Origin of the sequence: Rhodococcus sp. RCBS9, assembly GCF_029457415.1 — a bacterium.
In the GTDB taxonomy this organism is placed as follows: Bacteria; Actinomycetota; Actinomycetes; order Mycobacteriales; family Mycobacteriaceae; genus Rhodococcus_F; species Rhodococcus_F qingshengii.
Window position 1 is genome coordinate 2,580,233 of sequence record NZ_CP120422.1, and the last position, 23,237, is coordinate 2,603,469.

Below are 23,237 nucleotides of genomic sequence, written 5' to 3' on the forward strand. Positions count from 1 at the left end.
TGAGGAGTCCCCGGGCTCCTTTTCCGCGCACAGGGGCTTGCCCCCTCTTTTAAGAAAGTGAGCTCATGACCGACACCACGTTGCCACCGGACGGTCCGCAACACGACCGGATCGAACCGGTCGACATCCAGCAGGAAATGCAGAACAGCTACATCGACTACGCCATGAGCGTCATCGTCGGTCGCGCTCTGCCGGATGTCCGCGACGGACTCAAGCCGGTGCACCGCCGCGTGCTCTACGCGATGTACGACAACGGATATCGCCCCGACCGCGGATACGTGAAGTCTGCCCGACCGGTCGCCGAGACCATGGGTAACTACCACCCCCACGGCGACTCCTCGATCTACGACACGTTGGTCCGTATGGCCCAGCCGTGGTCGCTGCGTTACCCGCTCGTCGACGGTCAGGGAAACTTCGGATCCCGCGGCAACGACGGCGCAGCCGCCATGCGTTACACCGAGTGCAGGCTCACGCCGCTCGCGATGGAAATGCTGCGCGAAATCGACCACGAGACAGTCGATTTCACCCCGAACTACGACGGCAAGACGCAGGAACCGACGGTTCTGCCCAGCCGAATCCCGAACCTTCTGATCAACGGTTCCAACGGCATCGCCGTCGGTATGGCCACCAACATTCCGCCGCACAACCTGCGTGAAGTTGCCGAGGCCATCTACTGGGCGCTCGAGAACTTCGAGGCGGACGAGGAAGCCACCCTCGCGGCCGTCATGGAGCGCATCAAGGGACCCGACTTCCCGACGCACGGGCTCATCGTCGGTGGACAGGGCATCCAGGATGCCTACACCACCGGCCGTGGCTCCGTCCGTATGCGCGGCGTCGTCGAGATCGAAGAAGATGCCAAGGGCCGCACCACGATCGTCATCACCGAGCTGCCCTACCAGGTCAACCCGGACAACCTGATCACCTCCATCGCGGAGCAGGTTCGTGACGCGAAGATCGGTGGCATCTCCGACATCCACGACGAGTCCTCGGACCGCGTCGGCATGCGCATCGTCGTCACCGTCAAGCGTGACGCCGTTGCCAAGGTCGTGCTGAACAACCTTTACAAGCACACCCAGCTGCAGACCAGCTTCGGCTGCAACATGCTCTCCATCGTCGACGGAGTGCCGCGCACGCTGCGCCTCGATCAGATGATCCGTCTGTACACGACGCATCAGCTCGAGGTCATCGTCCGTCGTACCAGGTACCTGCTTCGCAAGGCACAGGAGCGCGCCCACATCCTGCGCGGTCTGGTCAAGGCGCTCGACGCTCTGGACGAGGTCATCGCCTTGATCCGTGCGTCGCAGACCGTCGACATCGCTCGCGCCGGATTGATGGAACTCCTCGACGTCGACGAGATCCAGGCCGACGCCATCCTCGGCATGCAGCTGCGTCGTCTGGCCGCCCTCGAGCGTCAGAAGATCGTCGACGAGTTGGCCGAGATCGAACTCGAAATCGCGGACCTCGAAGACATTCTGGCTCGCCCGGAGCGTCAGCGCGCGATCGTTCGTGACGAGCTCAAGGAAATCGTCGACAAGTACGGCGACGACCGTCGTACCCGCATCATCGCCGCCGACGGAGACGTCAACGACGAGGATCTGATCGCCCGCGAAGACGTCGTCGTCACGATCACCGAGACCGGTTACGCCAAGCGCACCAAGACCGACCTGTACCGCTCGCAGAAGCGCGGCGGCAAGGGTGTTCAGGGTGCCGGCCTCAAGCAGGACGACATCGTCTCGCACTTCTTCGTCACGTCGACGCACGACTGGCTGCTGTTCTTCACCACGAAGGGCCGCGTCTACCGCGCCAAGGCTTACGAACTGCCCGAGGCGAGCCGTACAGCTCGCGGTCAGCACGTTGCCAACCTGCTGGCATTCCAGCCGGACGAACGCATCCAGTCCGTCATCCAGATCAAGACGTACGAAGACGCGCCTTACCTGGTGCTCGCCACTCGCAACGGTCTGGTCAAGAAGTCCAAGCTCACCGACTTCGATTCCAACCGCAGCGGTGGCATCGTCGCCATCAACCTGCGCGGTGAAGACGAACTGGTCGGCGCTGTCCTCTGCTCCGCCGAAGACGACCTCCTTCTCGTCTCGGCACAGGGCCAGTCGATCCGCTTCTCGGCCACCGACGAGGCACTGCGTCCGATGGGCCGCGCCACTTCCGGTGTCCAGGGCATGCGTTTCAACGGTGACGACGAGCTGCTCTCGCTCAACGTCGTTCGTGAAGGAACGTTCCTCCTGGTCGCCACGTCGGGCGGTTACTCCAAGCGAACCGGCATGGAGGACTACCCGGTGCAGGGTCGCGGCGGCAAGGGCGTGCTCACGATTCAGTACGACAAGAAACGTGGCACTCTGGTCGGTGCGCTCATCGTCGACGACGACGACGAGCTGTACGCGATCACCTCGGGCGGCGGCGTCATCAGGACGGCTGCCAAGCAGGTTCGTAAGGCGGGACGCCAGACCAAGGGCGTGCGTCTGATGAACCTCGGCGAAGGCGACACACTGCTCGCGATTGCGCGCAACGCCGACGAGCCCGAAGAGCTCGCTGCAGAGACCACCGACAACGCAGACAATGCCGATGGAGCTAAGGAGTCCTAGTGAGCACTCCCAACCAGCCGGGCAGTGACCAGAAGAGCGAAAGCACTTCAGGTTCGACGCCACCGAAGCCGGAGCAGGCAACTGCTCCGGCGGGGCCGCAGACCTCGAAACCTGCAGCTCCAGCGGACGGCGGACCCAAAGCTTCCGAGGCAGCTCCGGCGCCCAAGGCACCGGAGCCGCCTCGCGGCCCGTCGGCTCAGAAGCCGGCGGGTGGGGCTTCCGACGCCGCGGGTGCGGCCAAGGGTCAAGCTCCTTCCGCTCCTTCAGTGGCTCCGGCTGCGCCGGTAACTCCGGCAAAGGGTGACGGTCAGGCTCCGCCGCAACCGGTTGCCAATCAGGCTCGTGGCAGCCAGGCGCCGCCGTGGCAACGCGGACCCCAGCCGTCGGGTCAGCCGCAGGGGCAGCCAGCTCAGAACCCGGCTGCTCAGAACCCGGCGTCCAAAGCCCCGGCGTCGAAGACTCAGCCACCGCAAAGTCAGGCGCCGCAAAGTCAGCCGCAGACCAACATCACGCGCCCAGCCGGCGCTGGTGCTCCTGCGGGTCGTCCGGCAGCTCCTGCCGGGGGTAAGCCGCCTGCGGGTCCGCAGCGTCCTGCAGCGGCAGGCCCTGCGCAGGGTGGTCCGGCGCAGGGTGGTCCGGCCAAAAACCCCGCGCAGGGTGGTGCGCCGAAGGGACAGCCGCAATCGGGTCGTCCCGCTGCCGGTGCACCGACGGGTCGTCCTGCCGGCAACCCGTCGGCACGTCCCGTCGTGACGGGAACGGCGGCTGCCGCAGCTACCGGTGGCGTCGCCGGCGCGGCAGCAGCCAAGGCTGTTACACCCTCGGGCGCAAATCCCAAGGCTGCAAACGCCACGGTCGCCAATCCCACGGTCGCTAATCCGAAAGCAAAAGCCGCCGCGATCGACGGGCCGACTCGGCACATCGATCGCAAGGATCTACCGAAGGACATGCCTGACCTCTCCGAGGCCAAGCATCCGTTGCCTGCTGCGGTGAAGGGTGAGAAAACTCACGCCGTATCGGCTTCGGTCGTGGACGGTGCGCCACTGCGCGCAACGGTCCAGATCCGTCGTATCGACCCGTGGTCCACGCTCAAGATCACATCCGTGATCTCGGTGTCGCTGTTCTTCGTGTGGATGGTGGCCGTCGGACTGCTCTACGTCGTTCTCGACGGCATGGGCGTCTGGGATCGCCTGAACAACGCGTTCACCGACATCGTTGCCGACGGCGGCTCGGACGGTCTGGTGACGGCCGGCCAGGTGTTCGGCTACGCCGCACTGATCGGTATCGCGAACATGGTGCTTTTCACGGCACTCGTCACGATCGGATCGTTCATCTACAACCTCTGCAGCGACCTGGTTGGCGGCGTAGAGGTAACTCTCGCCGACCGCGACTGACCTGCGAAAACATTGCTCCGCCGGGCCCGTTTTGGTGTCAGCGGCCCGGTGGGGTAATCTTTGGAATCGGTTCAGGGGCCTATAGCTCAGGTGGTTAGAGCGCTTTACTGATAATGAAGAGGTCGGAGGTTCAAGTCCTCCTAGGCCCACTCCCATGTGCCGAAGAAGGGTTGCTGGAATGAAGGTTTTCCTGCTTGTCGGGGCCGGAATTCTGGTAGCTCTCGGGGTCACCAAGCTGATCAAAAGTCAGCGCGGAGACAAGGTTTGGCACGATTTGGAAACAGGATAGAACCTAGGTACTCTGACTCCGGTCAGAAAACCGAACGGGGCCTTAGCTCAGTTGGTAGAGCGCTGCCTTTGCAAGGCAGATGTCAGGAGTTCGAATCTCCTAGGCTCCACAGTAAGAAAACACCCTCCCGGGATCCGGGAGGGTGTTTTTGTATGCCGATGTACCCGATCTCTGCTCGCCCCGGCCGGTGCCCGACTTGTGTGCCCCCGTTTTCGAGCGAACGGCACTTTCGGCGCACTGAAGGCGATGAACATGCCGTTCGCTCGGAGTGGGGTGGCCGGAACCGCGCCCACTATGGACCGTTCGTCCCGAATTCTCCGGAAAGTCTAGTGGTCATAACCAGCCGGGCGTAGCGTGAGGAGAACCCAATTTCAGGAGGTTCGTAGTGCTTCACAACGACATTCCCAGCCACGGTGAAATTGCCGCACTCGCGGAGGTGGAGGGGCCCACCTGCATCACCATCGTTACTCCGACTGAAGATGCGCCGCAGGATTACGACAAAGCGCGCATAGCCTTCAAGGACCAGGTCCGCTCGGCACTCGCATCGGTGGAGGATCCGGCCGAGCGCAAGCAGTTCGAGGCCGAATACGCAGAGCTCGACGACGACGACGATTTCTGGCGCTTCCAGTCGCGCTCATTGGTCACGTACGCGACGCCGGAGCGTCTGGTGACCTTCCGCCTCCCCAACCGTCTGCAGGCGCTCGAAACGGTCAGCGATCGGTTTCATCTCAAGCCACTGCTCCGTTCGGTGACGTTCCCCCAGACGGCGTTTGTTCTCGCTCTGGCAGAGGGTTCGGTGCGACTGATCGAGATCGCTGCCGATCAGCCGGCCGACGAGGTCCGTGTTCAGGGAATGCCGAAGAACGCTGCGGATCACGCGGGCAAGTCGTCGATCAACAGCCGTACCGAAGCGGGTCGGTTGTCGGGGTCGGACAGCCGAAAGTTGCGCGTCAATCAGTACGCCCGCGCAGTCGATCACGAGGTCCGCGGTGTGCTCGCCGGCCGTGACGTCCCCTTGATTCTGGCCGCTGCGGAACCCATCGCGTCGGTGTATCGCTCCGTGAATTCGTACCGCCACCTGGTCGACAAAACCGTCGAGGGAAACCCGGAAGCCTTGTCGACGCAGGAAGTGGCGGACGGTTCGCGTCGGGCGCTCGACGACTTCCATGCCGAGCAGCTGGCGGCGGTGCGGGACACCTTCAATGTGCGCACGGAACAGGGACGCACTCAGACGGACGTCGCCGACGTGGCAACAGCCGCGACGTACGGACAGGTCGACACCGTTTTCATCGACATAGATTCCGTCGTACCCGGAAGTCTCGATCCCCAGACGGGCGCTCTCACGACCGGTGAGTCGACCAACGGAAGCACCTACGGGGTCGTCGACGAGATCGCTCGTCGTGCGCTCCTGACGGGTGCACGGGTGCTCGCTGTTCGCGCGGAGGACATTCCGGGCGGCGGCGCAGTTGCCGCGATTTTGCGCTTCGCCCCGTAAACAGACTGGACGCGTGTGCGCTTCGTGACCTGATTCGGGCACGGGGCGCATACGATTCCGGCATGAAACGTGTGTGGGAACGGCTGCGCCTCTACTGCAAGACGCTGCACCCGGTCGGGCTTGCCTTTGCTCTGGTCTTCTTCACCTGGTCCATGAGTCCGTCCCTGTTGCCGCGCGCGTGGTACCTGCAGGGCGTTGCGACGGGCATCTCGCTCGCGATGGGATACGGCGTCGGCGTGACGGTCGCCTGGATGATCCGCAAGTGCGGCGTCGAACCGCAGTGGTCGGATCGCACCAAGAAGATCGGCTGGCGAATCCTGTTGGTCGCGGCCGTCATTCTGGTGCCGACGTTCTTGGTCCTCGGTTCGTGGTGGCAGCAGATCGTTCGCGATCTCGTGGAAGCTCCACGCACCAATCAAGCGAATTATCTTCTGGTGCTGATGATTTCGCTCGGAATCTGGTTCATCCTGCTCGAGGCAGGCCGTGGTCTTCGGTTCACCACCAACAAGCTCACCGCCGTCGCACTACGGTTCGTTCCCCTCGAGGCGGCGAAGGTCGGCAGCTTGATCGTCATCTTCGCCCTCGGCATCTTCATCGTGAACGGTGCGCTGTACAACGGGCTGATCGCCTTCGCGAACTGGAGTTTCTCCGGTGCGGATCACGAAACACCGGACGGCATCGAACAGCCCATGATTGCAGAGCGCAGCGGTTCGCCGATGTCCGCCGAGGCTTGGGATTCTCTCGGCCAGGAGGGGCGCACCTTCATGGGTAGCGGTCCCACCGCAGCCGAGATCTCTGCATTGACCGGACGTGAAGCGAAGCAACCGATCCGGGTGTATGCCGGACGTGAATCCTCGGACTCGATCAACGGTGTCGCACAGCGGGTCGTCGACGAGTTGGAGCGCACCGGCGGATTCGACCGCGGAACTCTCGCAGTTGTCACGACCACCGGTCGCGGTTGGGTGAACGAGGACGTCGCGTCGGCGTTCGAGTACGTCGAGGGCGGGGACACGGCGATCGCGTCGATGCAGTACTCGTTCCTTCCGAGTCCGTTGGCCTTCATCGCCGACCGTGAGACGCCGATGATCGCCGGCCGCGCGCTGTTCAACGCGGTCTACGCCAAGTGGATCGACTTGCCCGTTGAGACGCGACCCGAACTGGTTGTCTTCGGTGAGAGCCTCGGCTCCTACGGTGGCCAGGCCGCATTCGCCGGCGCTCAGGACATGATGACGCGCGTCGACGGCGCACTGTGGGTCGGAACCCCCAACTTCACTGCTCAGTGGCAGGAAATCACGGACAGTCGTGACTCGGGCTCACCGGAGATTCTGCCGGTGATCGACGGTGGCCAGGCAATTCGGTTTGCCGGTGATCCGGAAGATCTGGAGCTGAAGTCGGACTGGGACGACGATCGCATCGTGTACTGGCAGCACGCCAGCGACCCGATCACGTGGTGGTCCTTCGACCTGCTGCTCAACAAGCCGGATTGGCTCAAGGAACCGCTGGGTCGCGACGTGGATCCGGGAATGACATGGGTTCCTCTCGTGACCTTCTGGCAGGTAACCCTCGACATGGTCTTCTCGGCTGACGTCCCGTCCGGGCACGGTCACAATTACGGCGAGGATGCAGCGGACATGTGGGCCAAGATCCTGCACCCCGAGACCTGGACCTCGGCTGATACCGACAAGCTTCGTGCGCTGCTGACCACCAATCTGGAGCCCACGAAGTAGTCGTAAACGGTTGTAATTCAGCCTGTTAAGGCAAAAACCTCACCAAAAAGTGTTACGTGAGGTATGTGTTACTCTGCGTTCGCTGTGTGCCAAGCCACAGCGCAAGCGAGCGTGGGGAGATCGAAACGTGAAGAGCAGAGCATGGTGGGCGGCCGGGGTCTCCGTCGCGGCACTGGTCATGGGTGCTGTGACGGCCCCTGCCGCAACGGCGGAGCCGGCGGATTTCTACACGCCGCCGTCGGAGCTTCCGGCAGGTGCCAACGGAGATCTCATCAAGAGTGAGCCGTCACCACTGCTGCTGAGCGTGCCCGGATCGAACGGTGCGTGGCCGGCAACCGCCACCAAGATCATGTACCGAAGCGAGGACGCCAAAGGCGCCCCCGTTGCCGTGACGGGCACCTATCTCGAACCGTCGAACCCGTGGACCGGGCAGGGGGCGCGTCCACTGGTTGCCGCAGCGGTGGGAACGCACGGACAGGGCGATCAGTGCGCACCGTCCAAGCTGTTCAACACCGGCATCGAGTACCAGTTCCCGACGGACGTCATGGTCGGCTACGAGTCCATCTGGGTGAACACGTTGCTGCTCAACGGCATTGCCGTCGTCGTCACCGATTACGAGGGCCTCGGAACTCCGGGCGATCACACCTACGTCAACCGTGAAGCCGAAGCGCACGCCGTTCTGGACTCGGTGCGAGCCGCTCAGCAACTCCCGAACACGAGCATTCCCGCCGACGGCCCCGTCGGACTGTGGGGTTACTCGCAAGGTGGTGGAGCTGCCGCTGCCGCAACGGAATTGAAGCCGTCGTATGCTCCTGAGCTTGATCTCAAGGGCACGTACGCAGGTGCACCGCCCGCCGATCTGGCGGCGACGCTGCAGCAGGTCGACGGCACGTTCCTCACCGGAGTGATCGGATACGCGCTCAACGGGATCCTTGCGCAGTACCCCGAGGTTCAGCCGCTGCTCGACGCCGAGATCAACGATCGCGGCCGACAGATGTTGGCCGCCACCAAGAACCAGTGCGTCGCCGAAAGTGGATTGCAGTTCGGCTTCCAGCAGTCGTCGAGCTTCACCAATTCCGGTGAATCACTCTCCGCAGTTCTGGCGCGTCTGCCCATGGCGCAGGCAATCCTCGACGAGCAGAAGATCGGCAAGCTGACGCCGGAGTCGCCCGTGCTCATTCAGCATGGCCGCTCCGACGACATCGTTCCGTTCGGCCAGGGACAGCAACTGGCGCGAGACTGGTGCGGCAAGGGCGCGACGGTGCAGTTCTCCGTCAACGAACTGCCCCCGATCATTCCGGGACTGGCAATCAATCACGCGACGCCGTACCTGGTGGGTACCCCGGAATCCGTCGGATACATGATCGATCGCTTCAACAACGTCCCGGCACCGTCCAACTGCTGAACGTGAACATCGAAAAGCCCCGGAACACAATCTGTTCCGGGGCTTTTCGTATCTCGACTAAGCGGTCTTCTCGGCCGAGTTCTCCTCGAGGCGAGGGGGTGCGGAAGCGACCGGCGGATGCTCGCGTCGGCGGCTCTTGAAGAACACCGCGCCACTGATCACCGCAACACCGGCGATGACGAACACGGTGACGCGCTTGCGACCGCGAGGCTTCTCGGTGCGTTCCGTGGATTTCGTGGGGATGGCCTTTGCGCGCTCGACGCCCTTCTTGGCGAGGACTTTGCCCTGGCGACCCAGGAACAACCCGACCTGCCCAGCGCCGCGAGCGACCGACGTGGCGACCACCGCAGCGATGCGGCGAGCGTTGTCGGCTGCCTCGGACTCTTTGATGCGAGCCGCTGTCTCTTCGAGGTAGGCGGCAGTCTCGTCGAAGGTGTCCTCGACGCGGGCGCGCGCGTGATCGAAGGTGTCGGGCAACTGCGTGCTGAGGGACTCGGTCACTCGTGTCATGACTTCACTGTGCCATAACAGTGGGGCGAGGACAGGGAGACTTTTGCGGGGCGACATCCGCGAGAACGCCGGCAATGGCACGATGGTGGTGTGACTTCAACTCATCAGACCGCAACCGCAACGCTGCACACGAACCGCGGCGACATCAAGATCGCTCTGTTCGGCAACCATGCGCCGAAGACCGTCGAGAACTTCGTCGGCCTCGCCGACGGCTCGAAGGAGTACACCACCGCAAACGCCGCCGGCACCAAGACCGGCCCGTTCTACGACGGTGCCATCTTCCACCGCGTCATCGACGGCTTCATGATCCAGGGTGGCGACCCCACCGGAACCGGCACCGGCGGCCCGGGCTACAAGTTCGGTGACGAGTTCCACCCGGAACTGCAGTTCGACCGTTCCTACCTGCTGGCCATGGCCAACGCAGGCCCGGGAACCAACGGCTCGCAGTTCTTCATCACCACCGGCCCGACGCCGCACCTGAACCGTCGCCACACCATCTTCGGTGAGGTTCTCGACGACGATTCCAAGAAGGTTGTCGACGCTATCTCCTCCACCGCCGTCGATCGTGGCGATCGTCCGGTCGAGCCCGTCGTGATCAACAGCATCACCATCTCCTGAACAGGTAAAACAAGCAGATGACGAACCCCGGTTGGGGCGGCGGTGCGAGTGAGGGCATCCCGCCCCAACCGCGGTGCGTCCGCCATCCAGATCGACCCACCGCACTTTCCTGCAATCGTTGTGGACGTCCGGCGTGCCCGGACTGCCTCCGCGAGGCGGCGGTGGGATACCAATGTGTTGACTGTGTAGCTGCCGGCCAACGCGATGTCCGCCCCGTTCGGGGCGTCGCCGGAAACACCGTGAGCCCCGCCCGTGCGATCCCGATCGTGACGTACACCTTGATGGGGCTCAACGTCCTGGCGTTCCTCGCCACCTTCGCGCAGTCGCGAAGCATCATGAACAATCAGGTCGGCTCGTCGATCTTCGCGAACTGGGCACTCAATCCGGGTCTGGTCGCCAGCGGTGACTGGTTCCGGCTCATCGGCTCCGGGTTCCTGCACTTCGGAATCCTGCACCTCGCGGTCAATATGTACGCCCTCTACATCCTGGGCCGCGACACCGAAATTGTGATGGGCCGCTCGAGGTACATCGGCATCTACCTGGTTTCGCTTCTCGGCGGTTCCGCCTCGGTGATGGCATTCCAGCCGGTGTTCTCTTCGCTCACGGCCCTGTCCTGGACTGCTGGGGCGTCGGGAGCGATCTTCGGCATCATGGGCGCACAGGCCGTCCTTCTATTGCGTTTGCGTCGAAGCCCGGTCCCGATCATCTCGGTGATCGCGATCAATGTGATCATCAGCATTTCGCTGCCCGGGATCTCGTTCTGGGGTCACGCGGGAGGTCTGGTGGCAGGTGCCGCAACGGCCGCTGCATTCCTGTACGCCCCACAGTGGTTGGGCGCCGGTGAGAACCGCGTGAAAGCAGTGCGGATCGGCTGGATCGCTTTTGGTGCCGTCACCGTGGTGACAATCGGAGTCATCGTGCTCCGCGTCGTTCAACTGCGCGAACAGTTGGGAATCAGCTAGCAAGAATCCTAGGGCCCAGCCGTTCTACGGATCAGCCGCCGATGATGGACTCGCAGGCGAACGTGATCTCGAAGCTCGACGTCGCCGTCGGGTTGCCCTTGTCCCGGGCGCCGATTCCCTCGCCCGTCACCACGAAGGTACTGCCGTCCTGCTTGGCACTGGCAGATCCGCCGGGCAGGCCTGGTGCGTATCCGGCGGTGTACGGCAGACCGTTCGATCCACCCTCGCTTCCGGCGATTCCAGCAGTCTGAACCGTGCCGGATTCATCGACGATGGCCGAGACGGTCAACATGCCGTAGGTGGCATTTTCCGCGTCGAGCAGTGTCATAACTGTCGTGCCGCCGTCCTTTGCGCACTTCGTCTCGAATTTGGCGTCGAGTGTCTTCCCGCCGACGGTGGCCGAGGATGTAGCGGACGAGGCGCCGGCAGCGCTCTTGTCGGAGTTGGTCTTGTCGGAGTCGCTGCCGCAGGCGGAGGCGAATAGAGCGACCGCCGCGATGGTGGCAGCGACTGCGGTGGAGGACCGGCGGGTCATCGTGGTCCGAACCAACTTCGTCATGTTCTGTCCTTCAAGTCACGCGGTGCGTCCGCACTTGCTCTGGCTGTTTCGCCGACAACACTAGCCAGTGACTTGGTGCTCGTAGCTCTAAACCCCCAGCTCAGACGGGTTTGTCGCCTTCGACTGTTCAGGGACGTTCGTCGGGCTGCCCGGGATCATCTGTCGGATCTTTGGGAGCAATCGCACATGCAGAGACGGCTTCTGTAGAGATTGTCCACATAGGTTGGGCTCGGTCGTGCTTCTACTGTGGCTTGAGTCACTTCGTAGATAGCAACGCTGACCTTTTCCGAGGAGTACCCCTGCAATGACCTCCACCGATAGCACCACCACTGACGGTGGGGTTGCGCCGAGCGAGATCGAAACTCGCGTGGTGAAGAAGGTAGCGCGCCGGCTGATTCCCTTCCTGATCCTGCTCTATTTCGTGAACTATCTGGATCGTACGAACATCGCTTTCGCCAAGCTCACCATGAGCGCCGACCTCGGTATGACCGAGACGATGTTCGGGCTCGCATCCGGACTCTTCTTCGTCGGCTATCTGTTGTTCGAGGTGCCGAGCAACCTGGCCCTGCACCGCTTCGGCGCCCGGCTGTGGATCGCGCGGATCATGCTCACCTGGGGCATCCTCGCCGCTGCGCTGGCATTCGTGCCCAACGTGGGCAGCCTCTATTTCCTCCGCATTCTGCTGGGAATCGCCGAGGCCGGCTTCTTCCCCGGAGTTCTTCTCTACCTGACCTTCTGGTTCCCGAAGAAGTACCGCGTACGCCTGATGGGCTTGTTCCTGCTGACACTTCCGCTCTCGTCGGCGCTCGGTGCCCCGCTCTCGGCGGCCATCATCCAGTACGGCGACGGCCTGTTCGGGTTGGCCGGATGGCGCGTGATGTACCTGATCGAGGGTCTGCCCGCCGTGATCTTGGCGTTTGTCGTCTGGTTCTACCTCACCGACCGTCCCGCCGACGCGAAGTGGTTGACCCTCGAGGAGCGCACCTGGCTGATGAAGTCGATGGCCGACGAGGAGAAAGAACTCGGCGACGCCGGTCACCAGTCGGCCGGCAAAACCCTGCGTGATCCCCGCGTCATCGGTTTCGGTCTGGTCTACTTCGGAATCACGTACGGCCTTTACGCTTTGAGCTTCTTCCTGCCCAGCATCGTCGCGGGATTCAAGCAGACGTTCAACACCGATTTCTCGCTCGTCGAGACAGGCCTGATCGTGGCCGTCCCCTACGCGATCGGCGCTGTCGCGATGGTGCTGTGGAGCCGCCATTCCGACAAGACCGGTGAACGAATGTGGCACGTTGCAGCCCCGACGCTCCTGGGCGCGGTATCCATTCCGATTGCGCTGTACCTGGATTCACCGTTCACCGTCATGATCGCGGTCTCGCTCACCGCCGTCGGCGTGCTGTGTGCACTCCCCGTATTCTGGTACCTTCCCACCACGTTCCTGACGGGTGCCAGCGCGGCCGCGGGCATCGCCATGATCAACTCGATCGGCAACGCGTCGGGCTTCGGTGCTCCGTACATCACCGGCTGGCTCACCGATGTGACCGGAAATGCCAAGGCAGGACTGTGGGTGGTGGGCGCCGTGATGCTCTGTGCCGCAATCCTTGTGGTGGCACTGGCAAAGCGATCGAGCAAGCCCGCTCAGATCTGACCGAGTTTCCCGGCACTGGCACGCAGCCGGATCAGGAGCGCAAGATCGAGCGCCTGGTCCGGCTGACGCCACTGTGTACCGATCAATCGGTCGATCGACTCGAGCCGTTGGTACAGAGTGTTGGCGTGAATCGCGAGCGCGGCGGCGGTCGCGGAGTGCTTGCAATTGTGTGACAGGTACGACGCGAGGGTGTCCAATAGCGGAACGCCGCGTCGTTGCTCCTCCTCGAGGAGAGGACCGAGGGAACGCTCTGTCAGGGCTTCCAGTTCTTCGCGGCCGGTGCGGCTGAGGAGAATTCGGTAGATGCCGAGTGAACTTGCCGGTTCCACGTGGGAGGCCCGACCGAGAGTCTCGAGGACGTCGACGGTGTGCTGTGCCTCGACATACGCCCGCGCCAGACCTTCCGCTCCCACCGCGGGATCGGCGATTCCCACTGTCGGGTTCTCCGCCGGCTGAACCCACGCCGCCGCAACTGCTGCCGGTGACATTCCGGGAATCAGTGCGATGACTCGTGAACCATGTTCGGCAACAACGGTTCCCGAGGGGAATGCAATTTCCTCGATACTGCGACGCGCACGGTCGACGGCGTCGGCCGGGCGGGCCACCACGACGGTGTACGAGCGGTCAGGATTGAGCCCGGCCAGGCGGAACTGACCGGTGACCTCGGCCGGCGTCGGCGCAGGCCTGGTGATCAGATCGACCAGAAATGCATCGCGTGCTCGGCGGGTGGCTTCCCGGGCTGCCCGTTCGCCGACCAGTGCCAGCGCAATGGCGGGAGCAGACCTTTCGAGTGCCAATCTCATGGCGGCGGTGGGTTCCTGGCGCGAGAGTAGGAACAGAACTCCGAGTTGGTCACCGGCACTGCGTACTTCGGTGGCGAACAGGAACTGCTCACCGACGATAAGCGTCACTTCCTGCTCGCGTCGGTCGGCGGCAAGGATGTCGAAGACCCGATGCACGCTCTCGCTCACCCGTTGCAGTCCCGGTGGGATCTCGGATGTTCCGGTCACGAAGAACACGGGCGAGCCCGTCGACGCCGAGGTTTCCTCCACGAGTTCGCGAACACCGCCGCCGCGCAGGACAACCTGAGTGAGCGAACGATCCCAAGTCAGTGTCTGTTCGAGAAGTGCTGTGCGCTTGGCAAGTTCGGTGTTCGCGGCGTTCACTTCCGCAACCGTCGCGCGATAGCGTTCGAGAGAGCGGGCATTCTCGATGGCCACCGAGGCATGGGCTGCGAGGGCGGACAGCAACGCAACTTCCTCGTTGCCGAATCGGCGCTCTTGACGTTTGCACGCGCACAGGGCACCCAGGATCTTGCCGTTCAAGGTCAGCGGCACAGCCAGCAGGCCGCGCATGTTCTCGGCTCGCGCTGCGTCGTCGGCCGGTCCGATATGTGCAAACGAGGGATCGTTTCGGTAGTCGGGAGACCAAGCAGGAGAAGAGTTCTCGACCACGCGACCGATCAGACCTTCGCGGAAGGGAACCGTGAGGCCGAGCAATTGGGAGGTGTACGCACCGCTCGTGACTTCGATGATCAAGATGTCGTCGTGAATGAGAGCAAGGTACGAAAGGTCCACGCCGAGTAGTCGTTTGGCCTGATCCACGATCTCCTGCAGAAGGGCGTGGTGATCGTGCATCGTGGTCAGCAGCGACGCGATGTCGTTGAGTGCCCCGAGTTCGGTGGCGCGCTGTCGGCGCTGAGCCAGGAGACTTCGTAGTTGAAGTGCCGATCGGGCTTCTCGCTCGATCTCGGCGGCGACCTCGGGGCCTGACCCAGCGGCCAACTGATCGCGGTGTTCGATCAGTTCCTCGGTGGATGCCTCGGCCAGGAGAAGCTGTAGCCAGTTCTCGTGCATCCGCGCTCCCTTGTCAGACCAACTCGTCAGACCAATGATGAGTATGGAGAGAATGTCCATACAGTTTCCGGTTTCTCGGAGTAAATCTACATGGGGCGGTGTAGCCGCCGTCACTATCGTGGAGACATGACACTCCTCGAGGCGCTCGGCTCGCAGATCGATGCGGATCGACTGATCACCGACCCCGACATCATGGCGAGCTACATCCACGACGACGCCGAGTGGGCTCCCTACGAGATGCCTGTCGCAGTGGTCCGCCCGCGCACAGCCGAGCAGGTACAGACAGTTGTGCAGGCGTGCATCGCCCACGGTGCGCCCGTCGTCACGCGCGGCGCCGGAACCGGTCTGTCGGGCGGAGCCAACGCAGTCGCCGGCGGCGTCGTGATCGCCTTCGACGCGATGAACGCCATCAAGGAGATCAACACCCTCGAGCGTTTGGCCGTGGTCGAACCCGGAGTGGTCAACGATCACCTCCGCGACGCCTGCGCCGAGCACGGCCTCTGGTATCCACCCGATCCGGCGAGCGCACCCTGGTCGACGATCGGCGGCAACGTCGCGACCAATGCCGGCGGCCTGTGCTGCGTCAAGTACGGCGTCACCAAGGACTACGTACTGGGCATGCAGGTGGTCACCGGAACCGGTGAGCTGGTTCGGCTCGGGCGTCGAACTGCCAAGGGAGTGGCTGGGTTTGATCTCTCGGCACTCATGGTCGGCTCCGAAGGCACTCTCGGGGTGATCACCGAGGTGACCGTCAAGCTTCGTCCTCAGCGCGATCCCGAACGCACCATCGTCGGATACTTCGACTCCATCGTTGCTGCGGGCAAGGCCGTCGAAGCCGTCGCCGCAGACGGTCTCACGCCGTCGGCCCTCGAGTTGATCGATCGGCAGTGCCTGCTTGCCGTCGATGCCTGGAAGAACATGGGCCTCTCGGCCGATGCCGAGGTGGTCCTGCTCGGCCGAATCGACACACCGGGCGAGATCGGCGACGCCGAAGCCGAGCGAATGTTGGCCTGTTTCAACCGTTCCGGGGCTACCTGGAGCGCGAGATCCACCGACCAGGAGGAAGCCGACGCCCTGTTCTCCGCCCGGCGTCTGGCATACCCCGCCCTCGAGCGGCTCGGCCCGGTGCTCACCGAGGACATCTGTGTCCCCAAGGCGGCGGTTCCGGAGATGTTGGCGCGCATCGAGGCCATCTCGGCCCGGCACGACACGCACATCGCGAACATCGCGCACGCGGGTGACGGCAACCTGCACCCGCTGCTGATCACGCCACACGACGACGAAGCGGCGCGGAGGCGCGCTCAGGCCGCTTTTGCCGAGATCATCGACAACGCCCTCGAGTTGGGCGGAACCGTCACCGGTGAGCACGGCGTCGGCCTACTGAAGATGGGTGGCCTGGCACAGGAACTGTCACCGGCCGTCGTCGCGATGCATCATGCAATCAAGGGCGCACTCGACCCTCACGGAATCATGAACCCCGGCAAGGTGATCTGAAAGGCCGGGTGATCTGAAGGCCGGCTCCGTAACCGAATCGGTTTCCGGAGTTACGCCGTCGAAATGACGAGTTCCTACGCTCGAGTTGAACCGTTTGGCCAACTCGACGTATGGAGTCATGAATGTTCTCTTCCGATTTGACGCTGGCAAGTGTTGTTCCGCGGCGCGTGGACACGGTCGAGGCCGTCCGGGCGGCAATCGCTCTCGACGGGGCCGCGGTCTTCGGTGGCCTGCACACCGAGGAAGATGCCATTGCCTTCGCGTCGAATTTGCTCGGTGAGAAGTGCATTCGCGTCGGCCGTCAGTTCGAGGCGAGTGCCAAGAGTCAGGATGCCGAAGCAGCTGTCGTCGACACCCAACCGGTGGACGAACGCGGCAGGAAGCGCTCGTTCGGCATCTCCGGCGAGCGGATGACCGCCCACAACGACGGTTTTGCGTTCGGTGACTACGCGCCCGACTATCTGTTTCTGTGGTGCAAGCGTCCGGCGTATCCGAGTGGCGGCGACTCGTTTCTCATCGATGCGCTCAAACTGACGCGGTTGCTCGCCTTCGATCCCGCAACCGCTGAATTGGCCGAATTCTGTTGGAGCACAGACATCGACCATTCGGAACCGAACTTCCCGCAGAACACATTTGCGCCGATCGCCAGGACGGTGCCGAGTGGACGCAACCAGGTTCGCTATCACCCGTACCTCGCGCCGATCGCCGGTGAATCGGAAGTAGCGCAGTGGCCGCTGGTGAAGCAGTGGAGTGAGGCTGTGATTCACGTGCGCGACAGCGGTCCGATGTTCCGCGCCGAAGCCGGCGAGATGATCTGCATCGACAACTACCGGGTACTGCACGGCCGCGACGGATACACCGACCCCGGCCGTGAGCTGTACTCGATCTGGGGATGGTCGAGCGACGCAGTCGCGGTGCCGCAGCAGGCTCTCGACATCGTGCAGCCGGACCTCGCGGCACTGGCCATGTAACCCGCGCCTATTTCTCGGGCGGTACCAATCCGTGGACAGCGAGCACGTCGAGGACGTCCTCCGGCGACGTGCCGAGATCCCAGCGTCCGAAGATCAACAGCTTCTCCGTGTCGGTGGGACGGTCGACGATGTCGATCTCGAGCATCGGGACGCGTCGACCCAGACGCGGGTAGCGGACGAGACGCACGCGGTCGATCTGTTCGCGGGTGAACTCGTGGCGGGCGCGCAGTCGCTGCACCGCGATCGACTTGGTTCCCGCGTCTTCGATCACAGCCAGGCGGGGACGCTGACGCAGGGCGAGTCCGCCCATCACGAACAGCCCGATCACCGCGAGGGCGAGCAGGAAGCGTCCGGCAGGCTCCGTGGGCGCGATTATCGAGGCGATCGCGAGGGCAATTCCGCCGCCGAACATCGCGTAGACAACACCCATCGGAGTGGCCCACGAGATCACCTCCGTGACGTTGTCACGAGGCTGTGGATGAAATTCATCCTCGAGCATGTGGATAACTTCCTAGGTTGTCCACAGGAGTTATCCACAATGGGGATGAATGACACCCATGTAATTGAATGACGGTCACGATCCGGGTCGAATCAGATACTCGCTGGTCAGCGCCATCTCATGGTCATGACAAGGCCGACAACCATGAAACCGAAGCCGACGAGGAAGTTATAGTTTCCCAAGTCGTTCATCCACGTGATCGAATCCGCGGCCAAGTAGTACACAATCAGCCACGCCAGGCCGACAAGCATGAATCCGAGCATCACCGAGACGTACAACGTGCTCGACGGACCCATCTTCACCTTCACCGGAGTGCGGTTTGCCGGGTTGACTGTGTAGTCGTTCTTCTTACGGACCTTCGACTTGGGCATGACGTCCTCGCTCTACGGTGTGACCTGCATGTGTTACCTACACGCTAACGTAGCTGTGTCCAGTTGGTCACCGGCCGACCTGCACAATCCGGGAGGAGCCACGTGTCTTCGGGTGAATCTTCACGAACCGTCTGGCACATCGGTGTACTTGCCGTCTGCCTGGTAGCCGGTCTGATGGTCGCCACGGCGCAACGATCCGCCGAGGAGAACCAGCTCCAGGTCACCGAAAGCACCAGGCTCTCCGATCTGGTTCGCAGCGCCCAGGCCAATGCCGAAAAAGTCTCGGCCGACCGGGACGAACTTGCCGCCCAGCTCGATTCGCTGCAGCAAGACGCCGCTCGGTCCGACGCCGGAGTGGCCGCCGCGCTCGGTGACATCAAGAACATCTCCGCCGACGCGGGACTGACGGAGATGACCGGCCCGGGTGTTGTCGTCACGATGACGGACGCTCCGCGCAACGCCGACGGCAAGTATCCGGTCGACGCCACCCCGGACGACCTCGTCGTGCATCAGCAGGACGTTCAGAGCGTCCTGAACGCACTGTGGGCCGGCGGGGCCGAAGCGGTGGGCATGCAGGACCAACGGATCATCAGTACGTCGGCGCCGCGGTGCATCGGAAACACTCTTCTTCTTCACGGACGTACCTACAGCCCGCCCTACGTGATGAGCGCCATCGGTGACGTTGCGCGCCTCGAGGCGGCCCTCGCCGCCGAACCGGGCATTCGGATCTACAAGCAGTACGCGACCCGCTTCGGCCTCGGGTACACGCAGGCAACGCCGTCGCAGATCACGGTCCCCGCCTATACCGGCGGATAGCACGGGCGTTTACCCTGCTCTCATGAGGATTCTCGTCGTCGACAACTACGACAGCTTTGTGTTCAACCTGGTGCAGTACCTCGGCCAGCTCGGAACCGAAGCCGTGGTCTGGCGCAACGACGATCCACAACTGACGGCAGACCTCGAGGGTGCAGTAGCGCAGTTCGACGGCATTCTCCTGAGCCCGGGCCCCGGAACTCCGCAGCGCGCGGGAGCGACGATGGATCTGGTGAAGGTCTGCGCCGACACCAAGACCCCGCTGCTTGGCGTCTGCCTCGGACATCAGGCGATCGGTGCGGCTTTCGGCGGAACCGTCGACCGCGCGCCCGAACTGCTTCACGGCAAGACGAGTCTGGTTCACCACAAGGACGTCGGCGTCCTGGCCGGACTGCCCGATCCGTTCACCGCTACCCGCTACCACTCGCTGACGGTTCTCGAGGACACCATTCCCGAGGAACTCGAGGTGACCGCCCACACCGAGAGCGGCGTCGTGATGGCGATGCGCCACCGCGAACTGCCGATTCACGGCGTCCAGTTCCACCCCGAGTCCGTCCTCACCCAGGGTGGACACCGGATGCTCGCGAACTGGCTCGCAGTCTGCGGTGAGGCGCCGCCGGAAGGGCTCGTCGCAGCCCTCGAGGCCGAGGTCGCGTCGGCGCTCGGCGGCGCATTGCCCGCAATTCTCTGACACCTGTCCACAAAAAAGTGCCTCCCGGAAATCTCCGGGAGGCACTTTTTCACTTTGCTAGCGGCCGGGGATTCCGAGCGCTCCGACGCTGACGGTGATGACTGCGTCCTTGGAGATCTCCGAGCCCGGAGGCTGCGTCTGCGAGACGATCTTGCCCACCATTTCCGGGGTGAGCGTCGTGCTCTGGTTCTGCACCAGCTGCGATGCAGTTCCCGCCCAGCCGGCTGCGCGAAGCGTGCTCAACGCCTCGGACACCGTCTTGTTGGTCAGATCAGGCATCGCGACCTGGTTGCCGTTGGACACTCGTAGCGTCACGGTCGAACCCTTGGTGGCCGAAGTACCGCCGGTCGGGTCGGTCGAAACAACCTGTCCCTTGGGCAGTCCCGAATCGATCTCCGTGATCTGGACGACGAACCCGGCACCTTCGATGTTGGGCCTCGCCACCTCTTCACGCTGACCGGTGACATCCGGGACACGAACCTGCTCCGGTCCGGTGCCGACGGTGATCGAGACCGCGGAATCGAGAACAACCGACACTCCGACGGCCGGGTCCTGATTGACGATCTTGTCGACCTCGGCGACGGTCGATGCCGCCTTGCCGATGGTCGGATCAAGTCGGAGTCCGACGGAGTTGAGCTTCTTCTCCGCGTCGTCCTGGCTCAGCCCGGTCAGGCGTGGGATCGCGACCTGCTCGGGTCCGGTGGACACGTCGATGGTGACGGTGCTGCCCTTCTCGATACGCACCCCGGCAACCGGACGCGTCGTGATGACGTTTCCGGCGGCGATCACCTTGTCCGTCTTCTGCTGACGCTCCACCTGGAATCCGGCGTTGGTCAGCGTCGCCTCGGCGACGTCGGCGGGCTGGTTGGTCAGGTCACCCGGAACGGTCACCATCTCGACCTTCGGCGAGTTCACCCGAATGAGGAAGAACGTCACCAGACCGATCACCAGAAGCGCCGCGATGCCCATCAGGGCGTAGCGACCGCCCTTCTTCTTGGCAGGCGGCTCGGCGGCGCGAGTTGTCCTCGCAGGAACCGGCTCGACCGGATCGGGAGCGGTGCGGTAGTTCCCGGTGTCGGAGCCGACGGCGCCGAGGATGGTGGTGCGGTCCTCGTCGTTCATCACCATCGGCGCACTCGGACGCTGACCGCCCAGGACACGCACCAAGTCGCTGCGCATGTCGCCGGCGCTCTGGTAGCGGTTGGCCGGGTTCTTGCTCATTGCCTTGAGAATGATCGAATCCAGCTCGCGCGGAATGTCGGGATTGATCTCCGACGGCGTCTGCGGATCTTCACGAACATGCTGGTACGCCACGGCGACCGGTGAATCACCCTTGAAGGGCGGCTCGCCCGTCAGAATCTCGAACAGCACACAACCGAGCGAGTACACGTCCGAACGCGCGTCCACCTGCTCACCGCGCGCCTGCTCCGGCGAGAGGTACTGAGCGGTGCCGATCACGGCGGCCGTCTGCGTCATCGGGCTCGACGCGTCGGAAATGGCACGGGCGATACCGAAGTCCATCACCTTCACGGCGCCGGCACGGTTGATCATGATGTTGGCGGGCTTGACGTCGCGGTGCACGATGCCGTTGCGGTGGCTGAAGTCCAAAGCGGCACAGACGTCCGCGATCACTTCCATCGCCTTGCGCGGAGCCATCGGTCCGGTGCTGCGCACGATGTCACGCAACGTGTCGCCGTCGACGTACTCCATGACGATGTACGGCAGCGGCCCGGCGTCGGTCTCGGCTTCACCGGTGTCGTAGACGGCCACGATCGCCGGATGGTTCAGCGCGGCAGCGTTCTGCGCCTCACGACGAAACCGCAAGTAGAACGTGGGATCGCGTGCGAGGTCTGCACGCAGCACCTTGATCGCGACGTCGCGGCTGAGTCGGAGGTCGCGCGCCAGGTGAACCTCGGACATTCCGCCGAAGCCGAGAATCTCACCCAGCTCGTAGCGGGAGGAGAGATTGCGGGGTGTCGTCATTGGTCTTGTCCTAGCGGTTCTTCAGCGTCTCCGGGATCCGCCAACGGCTCAGTGGTCGTTGTGGTCGTCGTTGTCGTCGTGGTGGTGGTTGTGGTCGTCGGAGTTGTTGTGGTCGTGGTCGGCGTTGTCGTGGTGGTTGTCGGCTCGGTCGTTGTGGTCGTCGGCCGAGTCGTCGTTGTTGTCGGCTCGGTGGTCGTCGTCGTCGGCCGAGTCGTCGTGGTGGTGGGCTTGGTCGTCGTGGTGGTCGGCAACGTCGTGGACGTGACGACGGGCGGCGTCGGGTCGCTCGGACCGTCGGTCGCGATCCAGACTCCGCCGATGATCAACGCCAACAGGATCAATCCGCCGCCGGCCCACGCCACGGCCTTCTGTCCACTGGTCAGTCCGCCGGCTGCCGCGTCGTCCGCAGCAGCGGCGCCCGTCACCGGGCCCGCGTACGTCGGCGGCATGACCTGCGTGGCACCCGTTGCCGGCAACGCGCTCGCGGCACCGGTAGCGAGCAGACCGGGCGGCGGTGGACGTCTCCCTGCCCGAACGGCTGCAACGGCGTCGGCGAACTCGCCGCCACTGGCGTAGCGGCCGGCCGGATCCTTGGTCAACGTGATGTCGATGAGCTCGCGGATGTTCGGCGGCAGGTCGGCCGGCATCGGCGCCGGGGTTTCCTGCACGTGCTTCATCGCGACGGTCAGCGCGCCGTCACCGGTGAACGGGCGTCTACCCGAAAGTGCTTCGTATCCGACGATTCCCAGCGAGTACACGTCACTCGCCGCGGTCGCGTCCTGACCGAGAGCCTGCTCGGGCGCGATGTACTGGGCGGTGCCCATCACCATTCCCGTGCGCGTGACAGGGGAGTTCTCGACGGCCTTGGCGATGCCGAAGTCCGTGATCTTCACCTGGCCCGTCGGCGTGATGAGGATGTTGCCGGGCTTCACATCGCGGTGCACGACACCGGCGTCATGTGCGACCTGCAGGGCGCGGCCGGTCTGCTCGAGCATGTCGAGGGCATGCGGAACCGCCAGGCGGCCGACGCGTGCCAGGACGGCGTTGAGCGGTTCACCGTTGACGAGTTCCATCACCAGGTACGCCGTGGAATCACCCGAGCTGTCGCGGGTCTCGCCGTAGTCGTAGATTCCGGCGATACCGGGATGGTTGAGCTGTGCGGTGGTGCGGGCCTCGAAGCGGAAGCGCTCCAAGAACTCCGGATCGGAAGAGAACTCGGACTTGAGTACCTTGACGGCGACGCGACGGTTGAGCCGGGAGTCGGTGGCTTCCCACACCTGACCCATCCCACCGGTGGCGATGAGACGGATCAATCGGTAACGATCGGCGATCAAAGCGCCGTTGTTCAACGCCAC

General features: G+C 63.6%; 19 protein-coding genes and 2 tRNA genes. 14 read left to right on the forward strand and 7 right to left on the reverse strand.

Features of this window, described 5'->3' with window-relative positions; genetic code table 11:
• The first annotated feature begins 65 nt into the window (after nucleotides 1-65).
• From gyrA to P0M12_RS12280, 7 genes are all read left to right on the forward strand, one after another.
• Nucleotides 66-2,597, forward strand: coding sequence for a DNA gyrase subunit A (gyrA, locus tag P0M12_RS12250; RefSeq protein ID WP_003942463.1), 2,532 nt, complete (start codon nucleotides 66-68; stop codon nucleotides 2,595-2,597).
• The gene (locus tag P0M12_RS12255; protein WP_277377781.1) at nucleotides 2,597-3,991 is read left to right on the forward strand and encodes a DUF3566 domain-containing protein; all 1,395 of its coding nucleotides are present in this window, start codon (nucleotides 2,597-2,599) and stop codon (nucleotides 3,989-3,991) included. Before gyrA ends, P0M12_RS12255 begins: the two co-directional genes overlap by 1 nt.
• 75 nt (nucleotides 3,992-4,066) lie before the next feature.
• A tRNA-Ile gene (locus tag P0M12_RS12260) sits at nucleotides 4,067-4,140 on the forward strand.
• Between the two features lie 176 nt (nucleotides 4,141-4,316).
• Nucleotides 4,317-4,389 (forward strand) — tRNA-Ala (locus P0M12_RS12265).
• Between the two features lie 276 nt (nucleotides 4,390-4,665).
• The gene (locus P0M12_RS12270) at nucleotides 4,666-5,775 is read left to right on the forward strand and encodes a hypothetical protein (RefSeq protein ID WP_277377782.1); all 1,110 of its coding nucleotides are present in this window, start codon (nucleotides 4,666-4,668) and stop codon (nucleotides 5,773-5,775) included.
• A 62-nt stretch (nucleotides 5,776-5,837) separates the two neighbouring features.
• Nucleotides 5,838-7,502, forward strand: coding sequence for an alpha/beta-hydrolase family protein (locus tag P0M12_RS12275; RefSeq protein ID WP_221742463.1), 1,665 nt, complete (start codon nucleotides 5,838-5,840; stop codon nucleotides 7,500-7,502).
• Nucleotides 7,503-7,629: 127 nt separating this feature from the next.
• Nucleotides 7,630-8,907, forward strand: coding sequence for a lipase family protein (locus P0M12_RS12280; RefSeq protein ID WP_003942541.1), 1,278 nt, complete (start codon nucleotides 7,630-7,632; stop codon nucleotides 8,905-8,907).
• A gap of 57 nt (nucleotides 8,908-8,964) precedes the next feature.
• Here the strand turns inward: P0M12_RS12280 and P0M12_RS12285 are convergent, their stop codons facing one another.
• Nucleotides 8,965-9,417, reverse strand: coding sequence for a hypothetical protein (locus tag P0M12_RS12285; RefSeq protein ID WP_277377783.1), 453 nt, complete (start codon nucleotides 9,415-9,417; stop codon nucleotides 8,965-8,967).
• A gap of 90 nt (nucleotides 9,418-9,507) precedes the next feature.
• Between P0M12_RS12285 and P0M12_RS12290 the strand changes: the two genes are divergently transcribed.
• Nucleotides 9,508-10,035 carry a peptidylprolyl isomerase gene (locus tag P0M12_RS12290; RefSeq protein ID WP_007729190.1) on the forward strand — a complete coding sequence of 176 codons (528 nt, stop codon included), beginning with the start codon at nucleotides 9,508-9,510 and terminating at the stop codon, nucleotides 10,033-10,035.
• A gap of 17 nt (nucleotides 10,036-10,052) precedes the next feature.
• On the forward strand, nucleotides 10,053-10,997 hold the full coding sequence (locus P0M12_RS12295) for a rhomboid family intramembrane serine protease (RefSeq protein WP_118605179.1): 945 nt from the start codon (nucleotides 10,053-10,055) through the stop codon (nucleotides 10,995-10,997).
• Nucleotides 10,998-11,028: 31 nt separating this feature from the next.
• Here P0M12_RS12295 and P0M12_RS12300 read toward each other — a convergent pair whose 3' ends face one another.
• Entirely contained in the window at nucleotides 11,029-11,556 is a 528-nt protein-coding gene (locus P0M12_RS12300; RefSeq protein ID WP_125050136.1) for a lipoprotein LpqH, read from the reverse strand.
• Nucleotides 11,557-11,860: 304 nt separating this feature from the next.
• Here P0M12_RS12300 and P0M12_RS12305 point away from each other — a divergent pair, with 304 nt between their 5' ends.
• Complete coding sequence (locus P0M12_RS12305; protein WP_007729201.1) at nucleotides 11,861-13,204, forward strand: MFS transporter; 1,344 nt, start codon at nucleotides 11,861-11,863, stop codon at nucleotides 13,202-13,204.
• Here the strand turns inward: P0M12_RS12305 and P0M12_RS12310 are convergent.
• A complete protein-coding gene (locus P0M12_RS12310; protein WP_073512969.1) occupies nucleotides 13,195-15,060 on the reverse strand; it encodes a GAF domain-containing protein in 1,866 nt (621 codons plus the stop codon). The genes P0M12_RS12305 and P0M12_RS12310 overlap by 10 nt on opposite strands.
• A 126-nt stretch (nucleotides 15,061-15,186) precedes the next feature.
• Here P0M12_RS12310 and P0M12_RS12315 point away from each other — a divergent pair, with 126 nt between their 5' ends.
• A complete protein-coding gene (locus P0M12_RS12315; protein WP_024487653.1) occupies nucleotides 15,187-16,554 on the forward strand; it encodes an FAD-linked oxidase C-terminal domain-containing protein in 1,368 nt (455 codons plus the stop codon).
• A gap of 122 nt (nucleotides 16,555-16,676) precedes the next feature.
• On the forward strand, nucleotides 16,677-17,525 hold the full coding sequence (locus P0M12_RS12320; protein ID WP_042453359.1) for a TauD/TfdA family dioxygenase: 849 nt from the start codon (nucleotides 16,677-16,679) through the stop codon (nucleotides 17,523-17,525).
• A gap of 7 nt (nucleotides 17,526-17,532) precedes the next feature.
• Here the strand turns inward: P0M12_RS12320 and P0M12_RS12325 are convergent, their stop codons facing one another.
• Nucleotides 17,533-18,024 carry a PH domain-containing protein gene (locus P0M12_RS12325; protein ID WP_003942511.1) on the reverse strand — a complete coding sequence of 164 codons (492 nt, stop codon included), beginning with the start codon at nucleotides 18,022-18,024 and terminating at the stop codon, nucleotides 17,533-17,535.
• A gap of 107 nt (nucleotides 18,025-18,131) precedes the next feature.
• Nucleotides 18,132-18,395, reverse strand: coding sequence for a cell division protein CrgA (gene crgA, locus P0M12_RS12330; protein ID WP_003942576.1), 264 nt, complete (start codon nucleotides 18,393-18,395; stop codon nucleotides 18,132-18,134).
• A 174-nt stretch (nucleotides 18,396-18,569) separates the two neighbouring features.
• Here crgA and P0M12_RS12335 point away from each other — a divergent pair, with 174 nt between their 5' ends.
• Both P0M12_RS12335 and P0M12_RS12340 read left to right on the forward strand, forming a co-directional pair.
• Nucleotides 18,570-19,211, forward strand: coding sequence for a DUF881 domain-containing protein (locus tag P0M12_RS12335; protein WP_223304399.1), 642 nt, complete (start codon nucleotides 18,570-18,572; stop codon nucleotides 19,209-19,211).
• Between the two features lie 22 nt (nucleotides 19,212-19,233).
• A complete protein-coding gene (locus tag P0M12_RS12340) occupies nucleotides 19,234-19,899 on the forward strand; it encodes an aminodeoxychorismate/anthranilate synthase component II (RefSeq protein ID WP_003942537.1) in 666 nt (221 codons plus the stop codon).
• A 57-nt stretch (nucleotides 19,900-19,956) separates the two neighbouring features.
• On the opposite strand, the gene pknB is transcribed toward P0M12_RS12340, so the two are convergent.
• Together pknB and P0M12_RS12350 are read right to left on the reverse strand one after the other, a co-directional pair.
• Nucleotides 19,957-21,882, reverse strand: a complete 1,926-nt coding sequence (pknB, locus tag P0M12_RS12345; RefSeq protein ID WP_042453355.1) for a Stk1 family PASTA domain-containing Ser/Thr kinase — start codon at nucleotides 21,880-21,882, stop codon at nucleotides 19,957-19,959.
• Nucleotides 21,879-23,237: a protein kinase gene (locus P0M12_RS12350; protein ID WP_063315330.1), complete on the reverse strand. Its 1,359-nt coding sequence runs from the start codon at nucleotides 23,235-23,237 to the stop codon at nucleotides 21,879-21,881. The genes pknB and P0M12_RS12350 overlap by 4 nt, the downstream gene beginning before the upstream one ends.